Below are 22,065 nucleotides of genomic sequence, written 5' to 3'. Positions count from 1 at the left end.
GCAGTATTGGGATACCACAAACATGATTAGCGCAACCTGAACTGCTGTATACGGAATCGTACGTACGGCGGCGGGAGAAGAAAGAAGGATGACACACAGTAAAAGGGGAAAATCCTCAAGATGCGGTAACTGGATACCGCACATTGGAGAACAACAGGGATGCCCTGGAATTGATCCACGCTGTCGGCAAAAAACGCACCCCGGGTTTAGCGGGCTGCGTTTTTTGGGTCGGGTTATGGCAGTCGTTCCAGTTTCAGGAACAGTTTCTCTGCCAAGGCCGGAGCGATTTCCGCTTTTTCCAGATAGACCACGACGCGGTTGTCCGCTCGGGCTTTTTCCATCAGTTCTTTACGGGTAAATCTGCGCTCTTCTATGGTTTTCAGATGGCCGTACTCAGGTTGTAGTGCTGGCGTATCGACCGCCGGGTAATGGAAATGCGCATACCACAAGACGTTTTCCTCGCCTTTTTTCCCTTCTCTTACTTTGTTTTTGTCGCGCACCGCGTACTCGGTGAGGTAGTCGCCCGCCTTCAACGGGATGCGACTGCGAACCAGGTTGATATCGACAAATCCGTTGACCCACAGGTATTCGACCTTGGAGGCCTTGGGACGCTGTAGCTTGTAACCCTCGGCGCACACTTCGCGAGCCCTTTGTTTTACGCCCTTCGCCTGGTCAAGGTACGTGCTCTGCAGTTCGCCGGCGTTTGCATCGGTGGCGTGGTCGCGGTTGATTTCGTTGGCCAGGGCTTCGAGTTTTTCCGCATGCTGGGTCAGCATGACCTCCCAATCCTGCGGTTCGAGACCTTCGCGTCGGCTCGGATCCAGAAGTTTTTTCTGTTGAAAGAGAATGTTGCTTTCAATAGCTGCTCGCTCGCCCATGATCGTGTCCCCTGCGGCCTTGATTCTTCTCAAGGGGCGGACCGCCGGCGCGGGAGCCGGCTCCTGCGGCGGGGGCGCGGTTACCAGCTCTTTCCAGACCCCTTCGCTGGCATGTTCGAGGTAAGTGGCGACAGTTTGCCCGGTGATCGGGTTCTTGATGTCGACTATATCGCCTGGGTCTTGCGACTGATGCGGTCGCAGGTCGCCCACCAGGTTGCCCTGTCTTTCGGTCTTGATGACTTTTTTGGTGGGGGCCTTCATCTTGGCAGGCGTGGCTGGCACAGCGGGAGGGGCGAACCCTTCGTCAACGAGGATCAAGTCGGCCAGTTGTGCTTCGAGGCTGGTACGGGCTTCACCGAGGTGCTCCAGAAAAGCGCTGCGAAATTCGTCACGCACGAAACCGGAACCCATGTCAGTCAATGAGTTGACGGCATTCTCCATGCGCTCGTAATGCTCGAGAATATCCTTGAGTACGGCAGTCATCTCCTGCGCCAGATAACCTGTGCTGGAGCGCATCTCAGCATGGGTCAATATGGTTTGGCTCAATTGAGGGTCGGCGAGTTGTTGGGCGAAGCGCAGCTCTGCCGGCTCTTGGGAGGGGCAGCCACGGTCAACCAACAGTTCGCGAAGCGTCAGCAATCGGGACATCTTCAGGGTGGTGGTGGAAATATGTTGATCTTGGGGCGATATCATCAACAGGAGTTGACGCTGGGCAGGGTCAGCTTCAGCCAGGAACGTTTCTATTTTTTGTGCGACTTCGATCTGCTTTTGTTCCAGCTCAAGCAACACTTTTTCATTAATGATGAACGTCTCATAAGCGCTGGTAATCCCCCGGGTCAACTGTTCCTTCACACGGATGCTCAGTTCGGTAAGGTTCTCACCGGTCTCGGTTTCATACAGGTCCAGGCGAGACTCGATGAGGTATTCATAGGCCAGGGCCCAATTATTGTAATTCTGCAAGGCAACCCGGTTGCGGTTGCTACTGTGGGATTCATTGGTTCTGTCGATCGCTGTCTGCTCGGCATGCTTGTCGAGGAGTTCGCGCAACAACGGGGTAAGCGTCTCGACGTTTTCCAGGTAGTTATCGAAGGCGATGTTCATCTGCGTTCTGAGGCGCGAGGTTTCGCGCCGCTCTTGCTCATGGCGCTCGGTGACCCTGGCTCGCAGTGCCTCAATCGCATTGCCGAGTAATACCCAAACTTGTCTTAAGGTCTTTTTCTGTTTATCCAGATCCTTGCGGAGCGTTCTAAACGTTTCCCTGGATTTCTGAACGGCCAGGATCAGCGGCTGGGCCTGGGCCTTCAGGCTGTCCACCTGGGTTTTGAGCGCAAGCAGGCGTCTTTTATGCACCCCCTCCCAGTCCTCGACCCGTTTCCTGGGCATTCCGCCTTCCAGCTTGGCCCCGCGATCCAGCCGCCAATGCCCTTGGCCGTCGCTGACCAGCTTGAAACCAGGATGGTCAGGGTGCTTGGGATCGACCAGATAGACCTCGGCGAAGCCGGGTTCGATGCTGACTTGAAACAGCAGCCCGCCGACGCTGGCATGCCAGAGATCGCCGATTCGGTACAGCCCCTGAAAAAGGCCGCTGGCCTCAGGTCTTGGCAGCGTGGCCGGCCAGGGCACATGGACCGCGACCAGGGCGTCGAGCAAGGTTGCGCTGGCCTTGGGGCTGGCAAGCGAACGGCTGAAGTCCAAGGCGGTGCGTCCTGTCGCCGGGGGCTCGCCCGGCAGCGCAGCCGGACCCTGTCGGACTATCGGGGGGGCTTGCGGGTGGGGCGCAGCCAATGGACGACGCCATGAGGCCAGGTGCAGATCACTGTCCTGCGGTTTGAGCTCCGGCAACGGTGGTCGATCGGGATCGGAGGCCGCGTGCAGCAGCACCATGGCAGCATTGAGCAGCAGGTCAATCAACGCCAGCTCCCGGGTGGTGGGATCGGCGCTGTCGAGTCCCGCCAGATCCTGTTCCAGGCTGCTGACGAACACCAGGAACCAGCCTGCCAACATGGCGGGCCCCCGCACCAATGGCAGCAGCAGAGAATTGAACAGCAGCCACGCGCCTTCCATCACAATGGCCCAGCGACTTTCGCTGTTGGACACCGAGCCCTGGTCCGCCAGATCGACCAGCGCCTGCGCGGTGCTGATAAACAAGTGATTAAACAGTTTGCCGTCGACCAGCGCCTGCAGCCATTTTTCCGCGCCCGTATCGACCGCCAGGGTCGCGGGGGCCGGTTTTTCATAAACGCCGAACTCATCCCCGTTGAGGAAGTGAAGGAGGTGCGGTTCCTTGATGCCGCCGTGGTCGTAGATCGGACGCGCCTTGTCGGTCAGCCAGGTCAGCACGCTGTTCTGCAAATCGCCCGGTGCGGCAATGGCGTCCAGCAGGGCCTGGCGGCTGGGGTATTGATGGAGCGAGTCAGCGTAAAGCGGCCGATACAGCAGGTGTGGGCCGACGGTGGTGTCACGGGGTTCGATGATAAATATATTGTTGACGGTATCCGCGCCGGCACCGACTTTTCTGCACAGGGCCAACGGCCGCAGGACGATTTCCTGGCCGTCGACGGTTCGCTCCGAAACGGTTTCACCCAGCAGCGCCTTCACATAACGGTAGCCCGTGGCGCAGACGCCATACTGGTTCCTGATCTTGAATTCCAGCGCCTGGGTCGGTAACCGGACCTTGAGTTCGCGGATGAATAGCGTCTCCCTTCGCCGGGCATCGGCCGTGTCGGACAACAGCAGGTCGTTGATTTTTTGTGGATAGGCCGTGCCGATATCGACACGCTGTATCAGCCCCGTGCTGCCCAGCACGTAGGCTTCGTCGAGCCAGCCCGGCAGCACTTTAGCGCTTTTGGAGGACAGCTTGAGGGTGCCTTTGGGTTTGCCGGCAAGGTTCTTCAGGGCCAGTTCGGTCAGCGACATCCGCTCATGTTCGATAAAGCCCGCACCGCCCGGGTAGCCGGCGGCCACGGAGAAGTCCAACACCACATCGTCGGGATCTTGATTGCCATGATCAGTCTGCATCTGCTTGCGTAACGCGTCACGACTGAAGTCATGGATGTTTTCAATCCCTTCGTTGAACGAGCGACCCTGGTTCTGCTTCAACACCTGGGCCAGGTCCTGTAAATGCCGATGGTAGGCAAATCGGTCGACGGCGCTGGCTTGCTTGATCCAATCGGGCAGCTGGTTGTTCAGTTGCTGAAGTTGGGCAGTCGGGGCTTCGGGCACTGCCGCAAACAGCAGCGCTGGATCGGTGAGTGTGTCCAGGCGGCGCTCAAGCGATCTTTCGCTGAGCCCCTGAAAGGTAAGGTTTCCCAGGTCTTCGAGTTGCCGGTTGAGGATAAGCGCGGCCTGCTGTTCGAAGACATTGCCGCCCGGCTCGTTGCGCCTCCAGGTCATGCTGTCGAATTGGAACTGGTGCTGCATCCGGATCCCCCAGGCTTGGCTAAAGGCATCGATGGAGTCAAATATCTCGATCGCCCCGGCCACGCTGTAAAGCAGCACCTGTTGGTCGCGTACGAGCAGCAGGTCCGGGGTCAGCAGGTGTTGTTCTTTCCCCGCGCTGATCAGCGTGGTCTCGATGAAGGAGGCGTAGGTGGGCGGTGTTGCAAGGGGCGAACGTTTGACGTTCTCTGGCCAGGCTGCGACGAGGGCCAGCATGTCGCGCTGGTAGGGAGTCAGGTCCGGCCGCGAGGCTGCAGCAGCCGTCATCTGACCGTTGAGAAACTCGCCGAGCCATTGCCAGTGGCTGATGCCTTGGGCATCGGTCGCGCTCCAGTAATCGGCCAGTGCCTGCTGAAAATAGATGTGAATCGTCGATGGCAGGGCGGCGATGATGTCGGCAATGACCTGCATGTCGATCGTGTAGGGCGGCTCCGGTATTTTCAAACGGCTCGGTATTTTCTGAGTCAGGTAGAACGGCAGTTCGTGCCGAGGTCTCAGATCCAGCAGTTGCGGGTTCAGTACATGCTCAACGGCGACATTGATCAGCAACTGGAACTCCCATCCTCCCGACGGGTGCGGGCTGGCCAGTTTGACGGAGCGCAGGTCCATTTCCAGGGAGGGATAGTGTTCAAGCATTCGATCGCGCAGTGCATTGAATACCACTGAAAACAGCACCGGGCGATGCGCGAAGCGTTTGTGGACTGCCTGAGCGGCCAACTGGCTCGGGGGCATGGTTGAGGCGGGAGTGTTTGCGGCGGGCATGACGAAATCCTTTTCCTGATTAAATCCGGGCCTTGCTGGCTGCCAGAGTCGCGGACCGATGATCGGTCCGGCACAGGAAATCGTATTTCGTCGCGGTGAGTGCGGTATCGGGATATCGCGAATATTACAAGGGTTGACCCAGCACCGTGCTCAAGGCACTGCGCGCATCGTCCAACTGCACCAGCGTCGCATGCCGTGCGCCGAGGGCGTCGCGGTTTTCAATGGCGGTCAGGATCGCCTTGTGTCGCGGCAGCGCCAATTCATGCAGATTCGGCCGCTGGTTGGAGTGCTTCAACGCTTCGGCGATCGCCACCGACAGCATGTTGCACAGGTTCGCCAGCAAATCGTTGTGCGTGGCGTCGGCGATGCGGCTGTGAAAATCCAGGTCCGGTTGCAGTAAAGCTTCAGGCGTCGGGGCGGTTTCCATGCGTTGGTAAGCTTCGCCGATGGATGCGATATCTTCGTCCGTGGCGAACTGCGCAGCCAGGGCGGCGGCAGCCGGTTCGATGATGCTGCGCACACTGGTCAGCAGATCGAAGAATTCATTTTGCGGACTGCTCTGCATCAACCAGTGCAGTACGTCCGGGTCGAGCATGTGCCATTCCTTGCGCGGCTTGACCACCGTGCCGACCCGCGGGCGCGAATACACCAGGCCCTTGGCCACCAGCACACGGGTGGCTTCGCGCAGCACCGGCCGGCTGACCGCGTACTCCTCGCACAACAGCGCCTCGGCGGGCAGTTTATCGTCCGGCTTGAACCGTCCCGAAACGATCTGCATGCCCAGTTCCTGGACGATGCGCGAGTGCATGCTTTTGCGGTCGGAGGGTTTGCGGTAATCCATGGGGCGCGGCGCGATCCTGAGCGATGGGGTATCGCGCATGATAACAGGCGCGCAGGGGTCAGTGAGAGTGGCGCGGGACTTCAGAACCGCGGCAACCGACCAGGAAGTCAAAGTCGCAACCCTGGTCCGCCTGCAGCACATGGTCGATGTACAGCTGACGATAGCCCCCTACGATCAATGGCTGCGGCGGTTGCAGATCGGCCATGCGCGCGGCCAGTTCCGCGTCCGGGATGTCCAGGTGCAGACGGCCGTTGGCGCAATCGAGCTCGATCCAGTCACCTTCCTTCACCGTTGCCAAAGGCCCGCCGGCCGCCGCTTCCGGGGCCACATGCAACACCACCGTGCCGTACGCCGTGCCACTCATGCGCGCATCGGAAATACGCACCATGTCGGTCACTCCCTGGGCCAGCAGCTTGGCGGGCAAGCCCATGTTGCCGACTTCGGCCATGCCCGGATAACCCTTCGGTCCGCAGTTTTTCATCACCAGGATCGAGTTGGCATCGACGTCCAGCTCCGGATCGTTGATCCGCGCCTTGTACATGTCAAAATTCTCGAATACCACCGCACGGCCGCGATGTTGCATCAGCGCGGCGTTGGCGGCGGAGGGTTTGAGCACCGCGCCCAGTGGCGCCAGGTTGCCGCGCAACACACAGATTCCGCCGTCGGCGCGGATCGGGTTGTCGAGGGTGCGGATCACTTCGTCCTGGCCATAGATCGGCGCGTCCTTGGTGTTTTCGCCGATCGACTTGCCATTGACGGTCAAGGCATCCGGGTTGGGAATCAGGTTGGCTTCACCGAGGCGGCGCAGCACCGCAGGCAAACCGCCGGCGTAGTAGAACTCCTCCATCAGGAAGCGCCCGGAGGGTTGCAGGTCGACGATGGTCGGCATGCCGCGACCGATACGGGTCCAGTCGTCCAGGTCCAGCTCGACACCGATGCGCCCGGCAATGGCTTTCAGGTGGATCACCGCATTGGTCGAACCCCCGATCGCCGCGTTCACCCGAATGGCATTTTCGAAGGCTTCCTTGGTCAGGATCTTCGACAGCCTCAAATCTTCGCGAACCATCTCCACCGCACGCATGCCGGACATGTGCGCCAACACATAACGACGCGCATCGACCGCCGGAATCGCCGCGTTGTGGGGCAGGGAAGTGCCAAGGGCTTCGGCCATGCAGGCCATGGTCGAGGCGGTGCCCATGGTGTTGCAGGTACCGGCCGAACGGGACATGCCGCCCTCGGCCGCGAGGAAATCGTCAATAGTGATGGTGCCGGCTTTTACTTGCTCGCTGAGCTGCCACACCACAGTCCCCGAGCCGATGTCCTGGCCCTTGTGCTTGCCGTTGAGCATCGGCCCGCCGGTGACGACGATCGCCGGCACGTCACAACTGGCCGCCCCCATCAGCAGGGCCGGGGTGGTCTTGTCGCATCCGGTCAGCAACACCACGCCGTCGATCGGGTTGCCGCGGATCGCCTCTTCGACGTCCATGCTCGCCAGGTTGCGGGTGAGCATGGCGGTAGGACGCAGGTTCGATTCACCGTTGGAGAACACCGGAAATTCCACCGGGAAGCCCCCGGCCTCGATCACCCCGCGCTTGACGTGCTCTGCGATCTGGCGGAAGTGCGCGTTGCACGGGGTCAGTTCCGACCAGGTATTGCAGATGCCGATGATCGGCTTGCCGTGGAACTGGTGGTCGGCGATGCCCTGATTCTTCATCCAGCTGCGGTACATGAAGCCGTTCTTGTCGGCGGTGCCAAACCATTGGGCGGAGCGCAGGGTGGGTTGCTTATCAGACATGATCGATTCTCTTATTGTATGACTATATAGTTCGTGCTGACGCTTAACATAAGCGCAAATGGGTCTGTTTGGAAGTGTTGTTGATTAAATAGTATTACTATATAGTCGCTTTCAACGGAGGGATGGCCCTGGCGGTTTTCCGCGAGAGGCGTCCCCCGAGGTTCTATAACAACAACAATCGGAGACCGATCTCATGAGCCAGGAACTGCGGCTGATACGTCGCATCACACTCAAACTGATTCCCTTCCTGATCCTGCTATACCTGATCGCCTATGTGGATCGCTCCGCCGTAGGCTTTGCCAAGCTGCACATGGGCGCCGATATCGGCATCGGTGACGCCGCCTACGGCCTGGGTGCCGGGCTGTTCTTCATTGGTTACTTCCTGCTGGAAATCCCCAGCAACCTGATGCTCGAACGTTTCGGCGCGCGACGCTGGTTTGCGCGAATCATGGTCACCTGGGGCGCCATCACCATCGGCATGGCCTTCGTCCAGGGGCCGCACAGCTTCTATGTGATGCGCTTCCTGCTCGGCGCCGCCGAGGCCGGGTTCTTCCCGGGCGTTCTCTACTACATCACCCAGTGGTTCCCGGTTCGCCATCGCGGCAAGATCCTCGGGTTGTTCATCCTGTCCCAACCCATCGCCATGCTGATCACCGGTCCAGTGTCCGGCGGCCTGCTCGGCATGGACGGCATCCTGGGTCTGCACGGTTGGCAGTGGCTGTTCATCGTCATCGGCACGCCGGCAATCCTGTTGACCTGGCCGGTACTGCGCTGGCTGCCCGATGGGCCCAAGCAAGTGAAATGGATGGATCAGGCGGAGAAGGACTGGCTGACCGGCGAACTGAAAAAGGACCTTGAGGAATACGGCCAGACCCGCCACGGCAATCCGCTGCATGCGCTCAAGGACAAACGGGTGTTGCTGCTGGCGCTGTTTTATCTGCCGGTGACCCTGAGCATCTATGGCCTGGGTTTGTGGCTGCCGACCTTGATCAAGCAATTCGGCGGGACCGATCTGGTGACCGGCTTCGTGTCGTCGGTGCCCTACATCTTCGGGATCATTGGGTTGCTGATCATTCCACGCAGTTCCGATCGCTTGAATGATCGTTACGGGCACCTGGCCGTGCTTTACGTGTTGGGCGCCATCGGTCTGTTCCTCAGCGCCTGGCTGACGGTGCCGGTGCTGCAATTGGCCGCGTTGTGCCTGGTGGCGTTCGCGCTGTTTTCCTGCACGGCAGTGTTCTGGACCTTGCCGGGTCGTTTCTTTGCCGGCGCCAGTGCGGCGGCCGGGATCGCCTTGATCAATTCGGTGGGCAACCTGGGTGGCTACATCGGGCCGTTCGTGATCGGCGCGTTGAAGGAGTACACCGGCAATCTGGCTTCGGGGTTGTACTTCCTGTCCGCCGTGATGGTGTTCGGGTTGATCCTGACCGGCGTGGTGTATCGCGTGCTGGAGCGCAGGCATGTGCTGCCGGCTGATCAGTTTGCGGCCAGTGCCCGGGGGGCGAGCCGTACTTGACGCACACACCTCTATCACGGACCTGATACGGACCTGTAGGAGCCAGGCTTGCCGGCGAAGGCGGTGTGTCAGTCGACATTGATATTGGATGTGCCGCCGTCTTCGCTGCGGTGCGGCGATCCGACAAGCCAGCTCCTACAGGGGCTTGGCGTTGTATTGAAGTTTTGATTACAGGAGAAAAACCATGCGTTTGGTTCAGTTCGAATTGAGTAACGGCGAGCGCCGCGTTGGCGTGGTCGAAGACGATCGGGTGCGCGAAGTGCAGGACGCAGGTACGGTTCGCGACCTGGCTTTGGCAGCGATCGAGGCCGGCGTCAACCTGGAGCAGCAGGTGAAAACCCAAGGCCTGGGCATCAGCCATGACTATGCACAGCTGTTGGCCACGCTACGTATTTTACCGCCGCTGGACCATCCGGACCCGGCGCACATGCTGGTCAGCGGCACCGGCCTGACCCATCTGGGCAGCGCCTCTGCACGGGACAAGATGCATCAGCAGGCCGGTGACGAAGCTGCGATGACCGACACCATGCGTATCTTCAAGTGGGGCGTAGAAGGCGGCAAGCCAGCTGCGGGGGAGGCCGGTGTGCAACCGGAATGGTTCTACAAGGGCGACGGCAGCATTGTCGTGCGTCCGGGCCAACCGTTCCCGCTGCCACCCTTTGCCGAAGATGCCGGTGAAGAACCTGAGCTCGGTGGCCTGTACGTCATCGGCCAGGATGGCAAACCCTGGCGCCTGGGTTTTGCCGTCGGCAACGAGTTTTCCGATCACGTGATGGAACGCAAGAATTACCTGTATCTGGCCCACTCGAAATTGCGCAGTTGCAGTTATGGGCCGGAACTTCGGGTCGGTGAGCTACCCCGGCACCTGGCAGGCACCAGCCGCATCCTGCGCGACGGCGAGGTGCTGTGGCAAAACGAGTTTCTCAGCGGCGAAGCCAACATGTGCCATAGCCTGGAAAACCTCGAGTACCACCATTTCAAATACAGTCAGTTCCTGCGTCCGGGGGATGTGCATATCCACTTCTTCGGCACCGCCACCTTGTCTTTCGCCGACGGCATTCGCACCCGACCGGGTGACGTGTTCGAGATCAGCCAGGCCGAGTTCGGTGCGCCGTTGATCAACGGCATCAAACCCGTTGAAGCGGCGTTCGAACCCGGCACCGTCGGCACCCTTTGAGGAGATTTACATGACCCGGATTCTTGGCCACAACTACATCGGCGGCCAGCGCCGTGCTGGCGGCACTGTCATCGTTAAAAGCGTCGACGCCAGCACCGGCGAAGCCTTGCCCCATGATTTCTACCAGGCCACCCCGGAAGAAGTCGACGCCGCCGCCAAGGCTGCCGCCGCCGCTTATCCGGCATACCGCAGCCTGAGTGCCGAGCGTCGGGCGCAGTTTCTTGATGCCGTAGCGGATGAACTCGACGCCCTGGGCGATGAGTTCGTCGCCGTGGTCTGCCGGGAAACCGCGTTGCCGGCCGCACGGATTCAGGGCGAGCGCGGTCGGACCAGCGGCCAGATGCGCCTGTTCGCCAAAGTGCTGCGGCGCGGTGATTTCTATGGTGCCCGCATCGACCGGGCCTTGCCGGAACGCAAGCCGTTGCCACGTCCCGACCTGCGCCAGTACCGGATCGGCCTGGGACCGGTGGCAGTGTTTGGCGCGAGCAATTTTCCCTTGGCCTTTTCCACGGCCGGCGGTGACACGGCGTCGGCATTGGCAGCCGGCTGCCCCGTGGTGTTCAAGGCCCATAGCGGGCACATGGCGACGGCTGAATGGGTCGCCGATGCCATCCTGCGCGCCGCAGACAAAACCGCGATGCCGGCTGGCGTGTTCAACATGATCTACGGCAGCGGTGTCGGCGAAGCGCTGGTCAAGCACCCGGCGATCCAGGCGGTGGGTTTCACCGGCTCGCTCAAGGGGGGGCGGGCGTTGTGCGACATGGCCGCCGCCCGTCCACAGCCGATCCCGGTGTTCGCCGAAATGTCGAGCATCAACCCGGTGATCGTGCTGCCCCAGGCCCTGGTAGCGCGTGCTGAAAGCGTGGCCCGTGACCTGAGCGCTTCAGTGGTGCAAGGCTGTGGCCAGTTCTGCACCAATCCGGGACTGGTGATCGGGGTTCGTTCGCCGCAGTTCAGCGCCTTCGTGCAGCAAGTGGCAGGGTTGATAAATGATCAGCCGGCGCAGACCATGCTCAACGCCGGCACCTTGAGCAGCTATGGCAAGGGCCTGCAAAAACTCCTCGCGCATCCGCGCATCGAACACCTGGCCGGCAGCCCGCAACAGGGCAATCATGCCCAGCCCCAGCTGTTCAAGGCCGATATCAGTCTGTTGCTCGATGGCGATGAAGTGCTGCAAGAGGAAGTGTTCGGGCCGACTACGGTGTTCGTCGAAGTCGCGGACCAGGCGCAACTCAGCGCCGCGTTGAACGGTCTGCACGGTCAGTTGACGGCGACCATCATTGGCGAACCGACGGACTTCGAGCAGTTCGGCGAGCTGACGGCGTTGCTGGAACAAAAGGTCGGACGGATCCTGCTCAACGGCTACCCGACTGGCGTGGAAGTCTGCGATTCGATGGTCCATGGCGGGCCGTATCCAGCGACATCGGATGCGCGCGGGACGTCGGTGGGCACCTTGGCGATCGATCGCTTCCTGCGGCCGGTGTGTTTCCAGAACTACCCGGACAGCTTGCTGCCGCAGGCGTTGAAGAATGCCAATCCGCTGCGCATTCAGCGCCTGGTGGACGGTCAACCAACCCGCGACGCCCTCTAACGGCCAAGCACAAACCCTACAGGGGGCGGTGTTGTGTGGGAGTTTTTGGGTCGGCGCAGGCCTGCCCCCACATTGCGCTATCATTGCGTCTTTGCCCAGAGATCGACTGCCATGACTGCCTCAACCGACACCTTGCTCGACGCCCTCGAACACTGCGACATGCTGGAAATCGACGGGCTGCACGCCTTCGATTTCTCCCTCGATGAGGACGACAACCTGCACATCGAATGCATGGACGGCAGGGCGCTCAAACGCTGGGAGTTCAGCAAGGCGCAGATCGCGGCGGCAACGTTCGACCCGGATTTGAAGAGCTGGATCATCACCGGTGATTCCGGCGAGCACCGGCTGTTGCCGATGGAAGCGTTCGGCGGTGGCGACGATGAGGACGAAACGAATGAGGATGCGTAATCTCTGGCCACTGTTGATCGCAGGCAGTGTTGGCGCGATGGGCGTGCAGACGGCGACGGCTGAGGAATATCAGCTGTTGGTCGGTTCTTACACCGCCGGCCAGAGCCAAGGGATTTACCGGCTGAAGTTCGACAGTTCAACCGGGCAGATCGACGCCAGTCCCTTGCAAGTGGTCAACAGCGAAAACCCGTCATGGCTGACCCTGTCCAGGGATCAGCGCCGATTGTTCGTGGTCAACGAAAACGGCCCGGGGCAGGCTGATCCGGTAGGGCGCGTCAGCAGTTATGCGATCGATCCCAAAACCCATGAGCTGAGCCTGATCAATCAGGTGCAGAGCCTGGGCAACGAGCCGACGCATTCGAGCCTCAGCGCAGAGGGCAGTCACCTGTTTGTCAGCAACTACTCGGTGGTCGAAGATCCCGGCGGCACCCTGGCGGTGTTGCCGGTGGGGGCCGACGGCAAGCTCCAGCCCGTGGTGCAAATGAGCAGTCATCCTTCGAGCCGGGTCAATCCCGAGCGGCAGATGTCGGCCCATGTGCATTCGACGGTTTCAGCGCCGGACGGGCGCTACGTGTTTTCCAATGACCTGGGGGCGGACCGGATTTTTGTCTATCGCTTCGACCCCAAGGCCAATCCGGACCTCCCGTTAATCGGGGCCAAACCGGCCGCGGTTCAGTTGCCACCCGGCAGCGGACCACGGCACCTGCTGTTCAGCGCCGATGGCAAACACGCGTGGCTGACCATGGAAATGAGCGCCCAGGTGGCGGTGTTCGACTACCGCGACGGTCAGCTGGAACAGACGCAAATGGTCGACCTGGCGGCGGGTCAGCCAGTGTCGGACAAGGCCGCAGCGGCACTGCATGCTTCGGCCGATGACAAGTTCCTCTACGTCAGCAACCGAGGCACGGCCAATCAGGTACTGGTGTTCGCCATCGATCCAGCGTCGGGCCACCTCAAGGAGCTGCAGCGCCGCTCCGTGGAAGGTGATCATCCGCGCGAGTTCAGCCTCGATCCGAGCGGCAAGTTCCTGTTGATCGCTAACCAGAAAAGCAACCAGATTGTCGTCGTCGAGCGCGATGCCAAGACCGGCCTGCTGGGCAAAACCGTGCAGAAATTGCCAATGGATGCCCCGAGCGATCTCAAGTTCCTGGTGCGTCAATAGGCCGCAGGCCCTGGTTGATGGGGCCTGCACCCTTGTATTAATGACGCTGATATCTGCTACTGCTACAAAAGATTTCAAGGCGCCAACCTCGAAGGTTAAGTTTGCTCCACGGCCCCTCCGGGCAAGCAAGCCAACTGACTTCGAGGACTACCGCCATGAACTTCAATCTCTTCTCCGTGATCGCCGCATCCGCCATCTCCGCCACCGTGGCGCTGCCAGTCAGCGCCAGCGTTGAAATCAGCGACAAAAAATCCCACGCCCAGAGCTACACCCAGAAATACCTGCAGCAGAGCGCCAATTTCTACGCCGCCCTGGACCACAAAAGCCAACACTGAAAGCTGAACCCTGCACACTTTATGCAGGAGCGAAATCACTTGCCGCTCGACCGCCCGGGTCGAAAGGCCATGAAGTGATGTCGCTCCTGCATAACGCGTTTACGCCGCATCATTGTCCATTTCTCCCTCCCCATTCCTTTGCCTGCCCAGCCCATGAACAAGCGCTGCAGCGCTGCGCGCGGACGCTTGATAGGTTTTATTGAAGACCGGGATAGACGGGCTTAATGATCAACGAAGCTGATGTTTACTATGGATAGGCCTGAGTGGTTGTCACGACTTTTTTGATTGATTCTGTGGGCATCGAAACATGCCTGCGGAGAACATCATGGCCAGCACAATCCTCACTTCTGCCAAACGCGGCGCCTATGTGGCGATCGGTCTCTACCTGGCCATGGTCCTGGTGTTCAGCCTTTCTCCTCAGTCGCGTCAAACCTTTGAAGCGCCGATTCAAGTCGCTCATCCCGGCATCCAGTTTGAACACCGTGCGCAAAACGCGGCGGTCGATCAGGCTCAGATCGCGGGGATCGCCGGCGCATGAAAGGGTACAGACTTTGGGTCATCGCCTTCCTGGCGTTCATGACCAATGGTTCATCCCTGCTGGGGATCGGACATGCCTCGGCGGGGTCGGTGGCGCGGGCCATCGAAGCCAATCACAACCTTGCACGCAACATCGAGACTGCCACAGCCCTGGGTCTGCTGGCGGGCAACCCGCCGATCAAGCGCCAGGAAGGATTTTTCGGACCCTTTCACGTGGATTGCTCGGCGATTGAGATGTGTTCGGTACTGGCCTGAATGGTCCAGACGCAACCTATTCCCCGTAGGAGCGAGGCTTGCCCGCGAAGCTTTTGGCGGTCTTGATGGCCTCTTCGCGGGCAAGCCTCGCTCCTACAGGGGATGGGTTACTTCTTCATTATTGATGTGAACAGGTCCGACTCTAGAAACCGCTGCAACCAGGCCTGCAAACGCAAGTAGGGCGTCTGCCCAAACCACTCCCGATCGACATGGGCGAATTGCCGCACGAACGGCAACAGCGCCACATCCGCCAGACTGGGATGGTTCGTCAGCAAATACTCACGCGATTGCAGCAACTCATCCAGCCTGCGCAAAAACACTTCACCCTCGGCGCGATAGACCTCCATCGGCTGCTCGGGATAACGCTCGGCGTATTTGTAGCGATTGAGCTGCAGCTTGAACACCTGATCGTTTTCTTCGATCAGCTCGGCGATGCATCGCTGCCCAACAGGATCATCCTTGAGCAACCAATCCTGCGGGTCGTTCTGTGCCAAAGCCCAGCGCATGATGTCCAGGCTTTCATCGATCACCTGACCGCCAGCGCTCAGCACCGGCACCGTGCCTTTGCTCGACAACGCGAGCATCTCGGCGGGTTTGGCCTTCAGGCTGACCTCGACAATGTTCACGGCAACCCCGCAATAGCGCAGGGCCATGCGCGCCCGCATGGCGTAGGGGCAGCGGCGGAACGAATACAGGGTATTCATTTCACCTCCAGGGTACTCAGGCCGTTACCCTGGCGGCGGACCTGAATCTGCACCGGAATGCGCTCGTGCATTTCCTGGACGTGGGAAATCACTGCGACCTTGCGCCCCTGGGCCTGCAAGCCGTCGAGGGCGTCCATGGCCAGTTGCAGGGATTCCGGATCGAGACTGCCAAAGCCTTCATCGATGAACAGCGATTCGATTTTCAGCGTGCTCGAGGCCATCGATGCCAGGCCCAATGCCAGTGCCAGCGAGACCAGGAACGTCTCGCCGCCCGACAGCGAATGCACCGAACGCAGTTCGTCACCCATCTCGGTGTCCATCACCAGCAATCCCAACATGCTGCCGCCGCGTTTCAGGCGATAGCGCCGCACCAGCTGGCGCAATTGAACGTTGGCATGGTGCACCAGCAGGTCGAGGTTGTAGGCCTGGGCGATCTTGCGGAAGGTGTCGCCGGTGGCCGAGCCGATCAGTGCATTCAAGCGTGCCCAGCGCTGATACTCGGTGTAGGCGTCGGCGATCTGCTGCGCCAGGGCCTGATTGGCGTGCTGTCGACGCTGATCCTCGGCCTGTTCGGCTCGCAGTTCGGCGCACTGGTGTTCGCTGGCGGCCGACAGTTGTTGCAGTTCGGCAAGTGCCGTGACCAGTTCCCCGGCGTCGAGGTTGCCGTTGTGCTGAGCCTGATGATCGAGCAGCCGTTGATCGCGCTCATGCAGCAGCACCTTGGCCTGCTCGATGGCTTTTTCGCTTTGTTGTAATTGCTGGCGCAGTTCGTTGACCTGCTGGTCGTCGACGCCCAGCAGGTTTTCCAGGCCGCCATCATCCAGTTCCGGATGCAAGGCGCGCCAGTCGGCGATCCTGGCGCTCAAATCGCGATCTTCTGTTTCCAGTGCGAGCAAGCGTTGCTGCTGCGCCTTGAGTTCGGCGGCCAGTTGCACCAGTGCCGTGCGCACGCTTTGCAGTTGCTGGCTGGCCGTTGCTTCGCCAGTGCGCGCCTGTTCCACCGCCTGGTCGAGTTGCTGCTGCCACTGCTCGGCGCTCGTGTGTTGGCCGAGCAATTGCGCCAGTTTCTGCTGGCAAGTCTGTTGTTGCTCTTTGATGACCGTGAATTGCTGCTGCGCGGTGTCCAGTTGCTGGACGCGGGTCAGTTGGCGATCTTGCTCTTTTTCCAGCGTCTGCTGGCGTAGTTGCTGTTCGCCGAGTTCGTCGCGCTGCTGATCGAGCTGCTCCAGGCGTTGGGCAATCTGTTGATCAAGCTGGATGAAGGTCGCAGCGGGTTCATTGCGCAAGGCTTCCAGCGTTGCAGGCGGGAGCAGGGTGCTGAACGCCGTCAGCTCTTCGTCCAGACGCTGGCGATCACTGCTCAACGCCTGTTGTTGATGATTCAGGTGCTGGGTTGCCTGCTGGCTCGCCGCTTCGGCGCTGCGCAACTGCTGTTGTAGGCGCGCGGCATCCTGTTGCAGGGTGAGCAGGGCGGATTGGCGCTGTTCGTCCTGGCTGATGCTTTGATTCAACTGACTATTTTGCTGGGCCAGCCAGGCATCGCGCTTGAGCGCGTCCTGAGCCAGCAACGTCGCTGCGAGCGGATGCGCCTGGAGGCTTGGCGTCAGGCTCTGTTGCTGCGCGGTGAGGTGCTCCTGCTGTTGCAGAAATTCCCTTTGCTGAGCGATCAGCCCGCCGACTTCAGCGCGCAGGTCGGTGAGTTTTTCCTTGAGCAGGTCGACCGCTTTCTGGGCGTTGGCCTGTTCACTTTCATCGTGCCGACCGAGACTTTGCAATAAGGCTTCAGGCTGATGGTAGGGATGATCAGGGCTGCCGCACACCGGGCAAGGCTGATCGTCCTGCAGCTGCTCGCGCAATTCTTCGACGCTGGCACTGCGGGCCAGACGTTGGCGTTCCAGCAGTTCACGGGTGATGGTCAGGGTCTGTTCGGCGACCGTCAGCTGGTTTTTGGTGTTCACGCCGTCCTGGGTCAGGCGCTCGCGTTCTTGCTGCGCGGTCGACTGGCGCTGTTGCAGCTCGGCGGCACGCTTGTCGAGTTCTTGCTGGCTGGCCCACAGTCGTGTCAGCTCTTCAAATGCGCGCAATTGTTTGCGGTTGTCCTGCAGCAGGTTGCCCAGCAGCTGGATCTGTTCCGCCACGGCTTCCGGCTCGGCGCCGGCTTCCTTGTACAGTACTTCCAGGTGCTGCTTTTGCGCCGCCAGTTGCTCGGCGGCGCGGGTGGCGCTCTGCTCCAGTTCGGCCAGTTCGGCCTGGCCCTTGTTCAGACGATTGCCCACCAGCATCAGCTGCTGCAGACGGTCGCGCCAGGCATTCCAGGCCTCGCTCAGCGGTGCCAGATGGCTGCTTTGTTCAAGCTCCCCGGCGATTCGCTGCAGACGTGCAGCCACTTGTTGTTGTTGCTCAAGCAAGCCCTGTATCCGTTGTTGCCCTTGAGTGCAGGCAAGTTCCGCCTGTTGCTGGAGCTCGGCACGCTGAGCGGCATCCTTGTCCAGGCGGGCGAGGGTGCTTTGCTCTTCAAACGCCTGGCGCAGTAGCGGCGCGCTGGCACTGTGCTGGCGTTGGGCTTCGATCAGCTCGGTCTGCGCCGCAGCCAGGCTGAGCTCGAGTTGCGCCTGACGTTCGCTCAGCTCGGCTTGCTGGCGGGTGTGCTGTTCAATCTGCGCGGCCAGCGGCGTGAGCTGGGCGCTGAGTTCGGCCTTGCGCGCGAACTGGTGCCGTTGCGGCGCCAAGTGTTCCAGCCGACTCAATTTCAGCCGTTCGCCAGCCAGACCGTGCCAATGCTGTTGGGCGCCAGCCAGTTGCTCGGTCGCGCTGTGTTGCGCGTCCTGCAACTGGCGCAGGTCCTTGAGCCAAGTGTGTTGCAACTCAAGCTGTTTGAGTTGCGCCTGTTGCGTCTTGAGTTGCTGTTGCGCCTGGTTGAATCGCTCATCCAGCTCCGCCCTGGCTTGCGGCGCCAGCGGCGTGACGCCGGTGGCCTGGTCCTGCAGCAGCTTGTGGGTTTCGCGGGCTTCCTTGGTTTTGTCGAAGGCGCGGCGACCCAGACGGGTGTAGAGCGCGGTATCGGTGAGTTTCTCCAGGAGCTCGCTGCGTTCGTTGTCGTTCGCCTTGAGGAAGGCACTGAACTCGCTTTGAGCGAGTAGCACCGCCCGGGTGAATTGCTCGAAGTTCAAGCCCAGCACCGCTTCGAGCTGGATTTTGAATTCGACCTTCTGGCTGGCCAGCAGCTGATCCTGATCGATGTCGCGCAAGCTTTGGCGACTGGCCTGCAGTTTGCCGCCGGCCTTTTCCCGCGCGCGATTGGCTTCCCAGCGTGCACGGTAACGTCGGCCGTCAATGCCGACGAAATCCACTTCGGCATAACCCTCACCGGTGCCGCGACGCAGCAGGGTGCGCGGGTCGCCTGTGCCGATTTCGCCATCGGCGTCCGGCGCCTTCGCCGACGTCTGTGCATTGCTCAAGCGCGGCACGGCACCGAACAACGCCAGGCACAAGGCATCGAGCAAGGTGCTTTTACCCGCGCCGGTGGGACCGGTAATCGCGAACAGACCGGCACTGGCCAGCGGTTCAGCGGTGAAGTCGATCTCAAACGGACCGGCCAGCGAGGCGAGGTTCTTCAGGCGGATCGCAAGGATCTTCATGGTTGTTCGGTCTCCATCTGCACGTCCTGCAACAACTCTGCAAAGTCCTTCAGCGTTTGTTCATCGACCTCGCTGCCATAGCTGTCCTGCCACGCGCGGCTGAACAATTCCTGAGGTGTGAGCTGGTCCAGTTCGACCAGCGTCGTGCCGTCATCGACCCCATCGCGGCCGCCGTTGCCGGCGTATTCTGCGGCGATGCGCACCAGGCGCACGGCTTTGCCTTGCAGGGCGCTTTCGACTTGATGGCGCAGGTCGGGTTGCGGCTCATCCAGGCGCACCCGGACTTCCAGCCAGGGCTGGCGCTGAATGTCGGCCAGCAAGTCGATATTCGGCAAGTCGGCCAGTTGCAGCAGAATCTCGGCCAACGGCGCCGGCCCAATGCGCTGCAGATTCACCGCGCGGGGAATCAGCTTCGGTTCGACGCTGACCAGGCTGTCGCCCTCCAGCAGGACGTCGAGAATCTGATGCTGATAACCGATCTCGGAAAACGACAGCGGAATCGGCGAACCGCTGTAGCGTATGCGCTCTTCACCGTTGACCTTCTGCGGCTTGTGCAGATGCCCGAGGGCGACGTAGCTGATGCTCGGCCCGAACAGGCTGGCGGGCAGCGCTTCGGCATTGCCGATAATCAGGCTGCGCTCGGAGTCTTCCGACACCGAACCGCCCGCCATGTGCGCGTGACTGATGGCGATCAGCGCCTGGCCAGGTTTGCGCTTGACGTTGGCGGCTTCGATCAGCCATTCGTGAACCTGGCCGATACCGCGCAGGTAGTTCTCGCCCAGATGCGCGCCGGTGACTTCGGCCGGGCGCAGGAACGGCAGCGCCAGGCACCAGGCGACGGTCTTGCCCTTGGCATTGGGTAATGGCAGCAGCAACCGCTCGGCGTCGAGTTGACCATCGTCCAGCCACAGCACCCGCCCCAGGGCATGGGTGCGCAAACGGCGCATCAACGGCGCGGGCAGCTCGATGCGCGAGCCGGAATCGTGGTTGCCGGCAATCATCACGATGGTCAGCTTGGGCTGCTGCTCGTGGGCGCTGACGATGAAATCGTAGAGGCGTTCCTGGGCTTTGACCGGCGGGTTGACCGTGTCAAAGATATCGCCGGCGATCAACAGCACATCGGGCTGGTCCAGCTTGAGTTGGCGCAGCAGCCACTCGAGGAAACAACCGTGCTCGAAATCGCGGTCCTGGCCGTGCAGGTTTTGTCCAAGGTGCCAGTCGGAGGTGTGGAACAGACGCAAGGCGTACTCCGTAGGAAATAAGGTAATGGCCGCGAGGAAAATGATGGCGGCGAAAGGGGAGAGAGTTTAATGGCAAAAGACCGGGGATGTTGAACGCTTTGAAAAGTAGTGTGAGGTCGCGGTAGGGTAAACAGTCCGGGGGGGCGAGGCGGGTGCTGTTGCGCACCATCAGGGAGTTTGAATATTTAAGGGAGCGTCATGACTCAACAATTACTTCAACTGGATCAAGTGTCGTTCAACCTGCCCGACGGGCGCGTTCTGTTCGATCACTTGAACCACACCTTCAGTACCGGGGCCACGGGAATCGTCGGCGCCAATGGCTGTGGCAAGTCCTTGCTTGGCCGGCTCCTGACGGGGGAGCAACCGCCCACCAGCGGCATCGTCCGTCGCGAAGGGCAGATTTACGCCGTGGCGCAGTTACTGGAACCCGAGCGCTATCCCAGCGTTGCCGCGTTGGCTGGTGTCGAGCCTGTCCTCGCGGCACTGGATCGCATTGCCCAAGGCAGCATCGACGATGACGACCATTCGCTGGCGGTCGATCAATGGGATTGCGCCGCACGCCTTCACGCCGAGCTGGAGAAAATCGGCCTGGGCCATTTGAATGCCGACTCACGCACCGACACCCTCAGTGGCGGCGAACGGCAGCGGGTGGCGCTGCTGGGGGCGTGGTTGTCCAGGGCTGACTGGCTCATTCTGGATGAGCCCAGCAACCATCTGGATATTGAGCAGCAACACAAACTCGCGCAGCAGATCGAGCGCTGGCCCAACGGCCTGGTGGTGATCAGCCACGACCGGGGTCTTCTTGAGCACGTGAATGAAATCGTCGAGCTGTCGCCGTTGGGGCTGGCGGCCTATGGCGGCAACTACAGTCAGTATGCGGCGGCGCGCGAGCTGGAGCAGCAGGCGTTCCAGTCGGCACTGCAAGGGGAGCGGGCACAAGCGAGGCGCGAACAACGTGTGATGGTCGTGCAGATGGAGCGTCAGCAACGGCGCAATGCGCGCGGAGACCGTCAGGCGCGCGACGGCAATCAGACCAAACTGATCACCAATGCCCAGAAAGAACGAAGTGAAAACAGCCAGGGGAAACTGCGCCTCAATCAACAACTGGCTCGGGAGCAGCAACAACAACGTATAACCGAGGCCTGGGCGCGGTGTGCGCCGGACATTCAACGCATGATGCTGTCCCCGGAAAGTGCGGTGCCCAATGGTAAGCTGATAGTGCAGCTCAACGACGTCGTGCTGCCGTTCGGTCACGCGTCGCCCATCAACCTGACGCTGACGGGACCCATGCGCATGGCGATACGAGGTGCCAACGGCAGCGGCAAATCGACCCTGTTGCAGGTCATCGCCGGCCAGCTGCCGGTGCCCGAAGGCGAGCTCATACGCAGTTGCCAGGTCGGCTGGCTGGATCAGCACGCCGGCTTGCAGTACCCCGAACGCACGGCGGTGCAATGGCTCTACGAGAGCAATCCCCAGTTGCCCGAGGCCGAGGCGCGAACCCGCTTGGCCCAGATGGGGATTGATGCGGATCGTGCGATGCTCAAGACCTGTCAGTTAAGCGGAGGCGAACGTCTGAAAGTAGCCATGGCTGCGCAGCTGTATGCGCAACGGCCGCCCCAATTGCTGTTGCTGGACGAACCGGATAACCATCTGGATCTGCCCAGCAGAATCGCGCTGGAACAGATGCTGAACCAGTACCAAGGGGCATTGATCGTGGTGTCCCATGACAGCGCTTTTTTACAGGCCATTCATCTGGATGCCGAATTCCATCTCAGCAACTAGCGGCT

General features: G+C 60.8%; 15 protein-coding genes. 9 read left to right on the top strand and 6 right to left on the bottom strand.

Annotated elements, in window-relative coordinates; genetic code table 11:
* Positions 1–233: 233 nt before the first annotated feature.
* From PMA3_RS15270 to PMA3_RS15260, 3 genes are all read right to left on the bottom strand, one after another.
* Entirely contained in the window at positions 234–5,078 is a 4,845-nt protein-coding gene (locus PMA3_RS15270; RefSeq protein WP_064677944.1) for a dermonecrotic toxin domain-containing protein, read from the bottom strand.
* Between the two features lie 124 nt (positions 5,079–5,202).
* Entirely contained in the window at positions 5,203–5,919 is a 717-nt protein-coding gene (locus PMA3_RS15265; RefSeq protein ID WP_064677943.1) for a FadR/GntR family transcriptional regulator, read from the bottom strand.
* Between the two features lie 58 nt (positions 5,920–5,977).
* Positions 5,978–7,714, bottom strand: a complete 1,737-nt coding sequence (locus PMA3_RS15260; RefSeq protein WP_064677942.1) for an IlvD/Edd family dehydratase — start codon at positions 7,712–7,714, stop codon at positions 5,978–5,980.
* Positions 7,715–7,907: 193 nt separating this feature from the next.
* Here PMA3_RS15260 and PMA3_RS15255 point away from each other — a divergent pair, with 193 nt between their 5' ends.
* The 8 genes from PMA3_RS15255 to PMA3_RS15220 all read left to right on the top strand — a co-directional run bounded on the left by PMA3_RS15255 (position 7,908) and on the right by PMA3_RS15220 (position 14,695).
* The gene (locus PMA3_RS15255) at positions 7,908–9,230 is read left to right on the top strand and encodes an MFS transporter (protein WP_064677941.1); all 1,323 of its coding nucleotides are present in this window, start codon (positions 7,908–7,910) and stop codon (positions 9,228–9,230) included.
* 184 nt (positions 9,231–9,414) lie between these two features.
* Positions 9,415–10,407: an AraD1 family protein gene (gene araD1 / locus PMA3_RS15250; protein WP_064677940.1), complete on the top strand. Its 993-nt coding sequence runs from the start codon at positions 9,415–9,417 to the stop codon at positions 10,405–10,407.
* A gap of 10 nt (positions 10,408–10,417) precedes the next feature.
* Positions 10,418–11,998 carry an aldehyde dehydrogenase (NADP(+)) gene (locus tag PMA3_RS15245; protein WP_064677939.1) on the top strand — a complete coding sequence of 527 codons (1,581 nt, stop codon included), beginning with the start codon at positions 10,418–10,420 and terminating at the stop codon, positions 11,996–11,998.
* A 111-nt stretch (positions 11,999–12,109) separates the two neighbouring features.
* Positions 12,110–12,406, top strand: coding sequence for a DUF5629 family protein (locus PMA3_RS15240; RefSeq protein ID WP_064677938.1), 297 nt, complete (start codon positions 12,110–12,112; stop codon positions 12,404–12,406).
* The gene (locus PMA3_RS15235; protein WP_064677937.1) at positions 12,399–13,568 is read left to right on the top strand and encodes a lactonase family protein; all 1,170 of its coding nucleotides are present in this window, start codon (positions 12,399–12,401) and stop codon (positions 13,566–13,568) included. Before PMA3_RS15240 ends, PMA3_RS15235 begins: the two co-directional genes overlap by 8 nt.
* Positions 13,569–13,723: 155 nt before the next feature.
* Entirely contained in the window at positions 13,724–13,903 is a 180-nt protein-coding gene (locus tag PMA3_RS15230; RefSeq protein WP_064677936.1) for a hypothetical protein, read from the top strand.
* A gap of 325 nt (positions 13,904–14,228) precedes the next feature.
* Positions 14,229–14,441, top strand: coding sequence for a hypothetical protein (locus tag PMA3_RS15225; RefSeq protein WP_064677935.1), 213 nt, complete (start codon positions 14,229–14,231; stop codon positions 14,439–14,441).
* The gene (locus PMA3_RS15220; RefSeq protein WP_064677934.1) at positions 14,438–14,695 is read left to right on the top strand and encodes a hypothetical protein; all 258 of its coding nucleotides are present in this window, start codon (positions 14,438–14,440) and stop codon (positions 14,693–14,695) included. The genes PMA3_RS15225 and PMA3_RS15220 overlap by 4 nt, the downstream gene beginning before the upstream one ends.
* 107 nt (positions 14,696–14,802) lie before the next feature.
* Here PMA3_RS15220 and PMA3_RS15215 read toward each other — a convergent pair whose 3' ends face one another.
* From PMA3_RS15215 to PMA3_RS15205, 3 genes are read right to left on the bottom strand one after another with little or no spacing between them, the layout of a single operon-like run.
* The gene (locus PMA3_RS15215; protein ID WP_064677933.1) at positions 14,803–15,399 is read right to left on the bottom strand and encodes a glutathione S-transferase; all 597 of its coding nucleotides are present in this window, start codon (positions 15,397–15,399) and stop codon (positions 14,803–14,805) included.
* A complete protein-coding gene (locus PMA3_RS15210) occupies positions 15,396–19,037 on the bottom strand; it encodes an AAA family ATPase (protein WP_064677932.1) in 3,642 nt (1,213 codons plus the stop codon). The genes PMA3_RS15215 and PMA3_RS15210 overlap by 4 nt, the downstream gene beginning before the upstream one ends.
* On the bottom strand, positions 19,034–20,278 hold the full coding sequence (locus tag PMA3_RS15205) for an exonuclease SbcCD subunit D C-terminal domain-containing protein (RefSeq protein ID WP_064677931.1): 1,245 nt from the start codon (positions 20,276–20,278) through the stop codon (positions 19,034–19,036). Before PMA3_RS15205 ends, PMA3_RS15210 begins: the two co-directional genes overlap by 4 nt.
* 198 nt (positions 20,279–20,476) lie before the next feature.
* Between PMA3_RS15205 and PMA3_RS15200 the strand changes: the two genes are divergently transcribed.
* Complete coding sequence (locus tag PMA3_RS15200) at positions 20,477–22,060, top strand: ABC-F family ATP-binding cassette domain-containing protein (protein WP_064677930.1); 1,584 nt, start codon at positions 20,477–20,479, stop codon at positions 22,058–22,060.
* Positions 22,061–22,065: the final 5 nt, after the last annotated feature.

This window comes from Pseudomonas silesiensis (assembly GCF_001661075.1).
Lineage (GTDB): Bacteria > Pseudomonadota > Gammaproteobacteria > Pseudomonadales > Pseudomonadaceae > Aquipseudomonas > Aquipseudomonas silesiensis.
The sequence above is the reverse complement of the archived record's forward strand: the minus strand, read 5'-3'. Positions and strand labels throughout refer to the sequence as shown.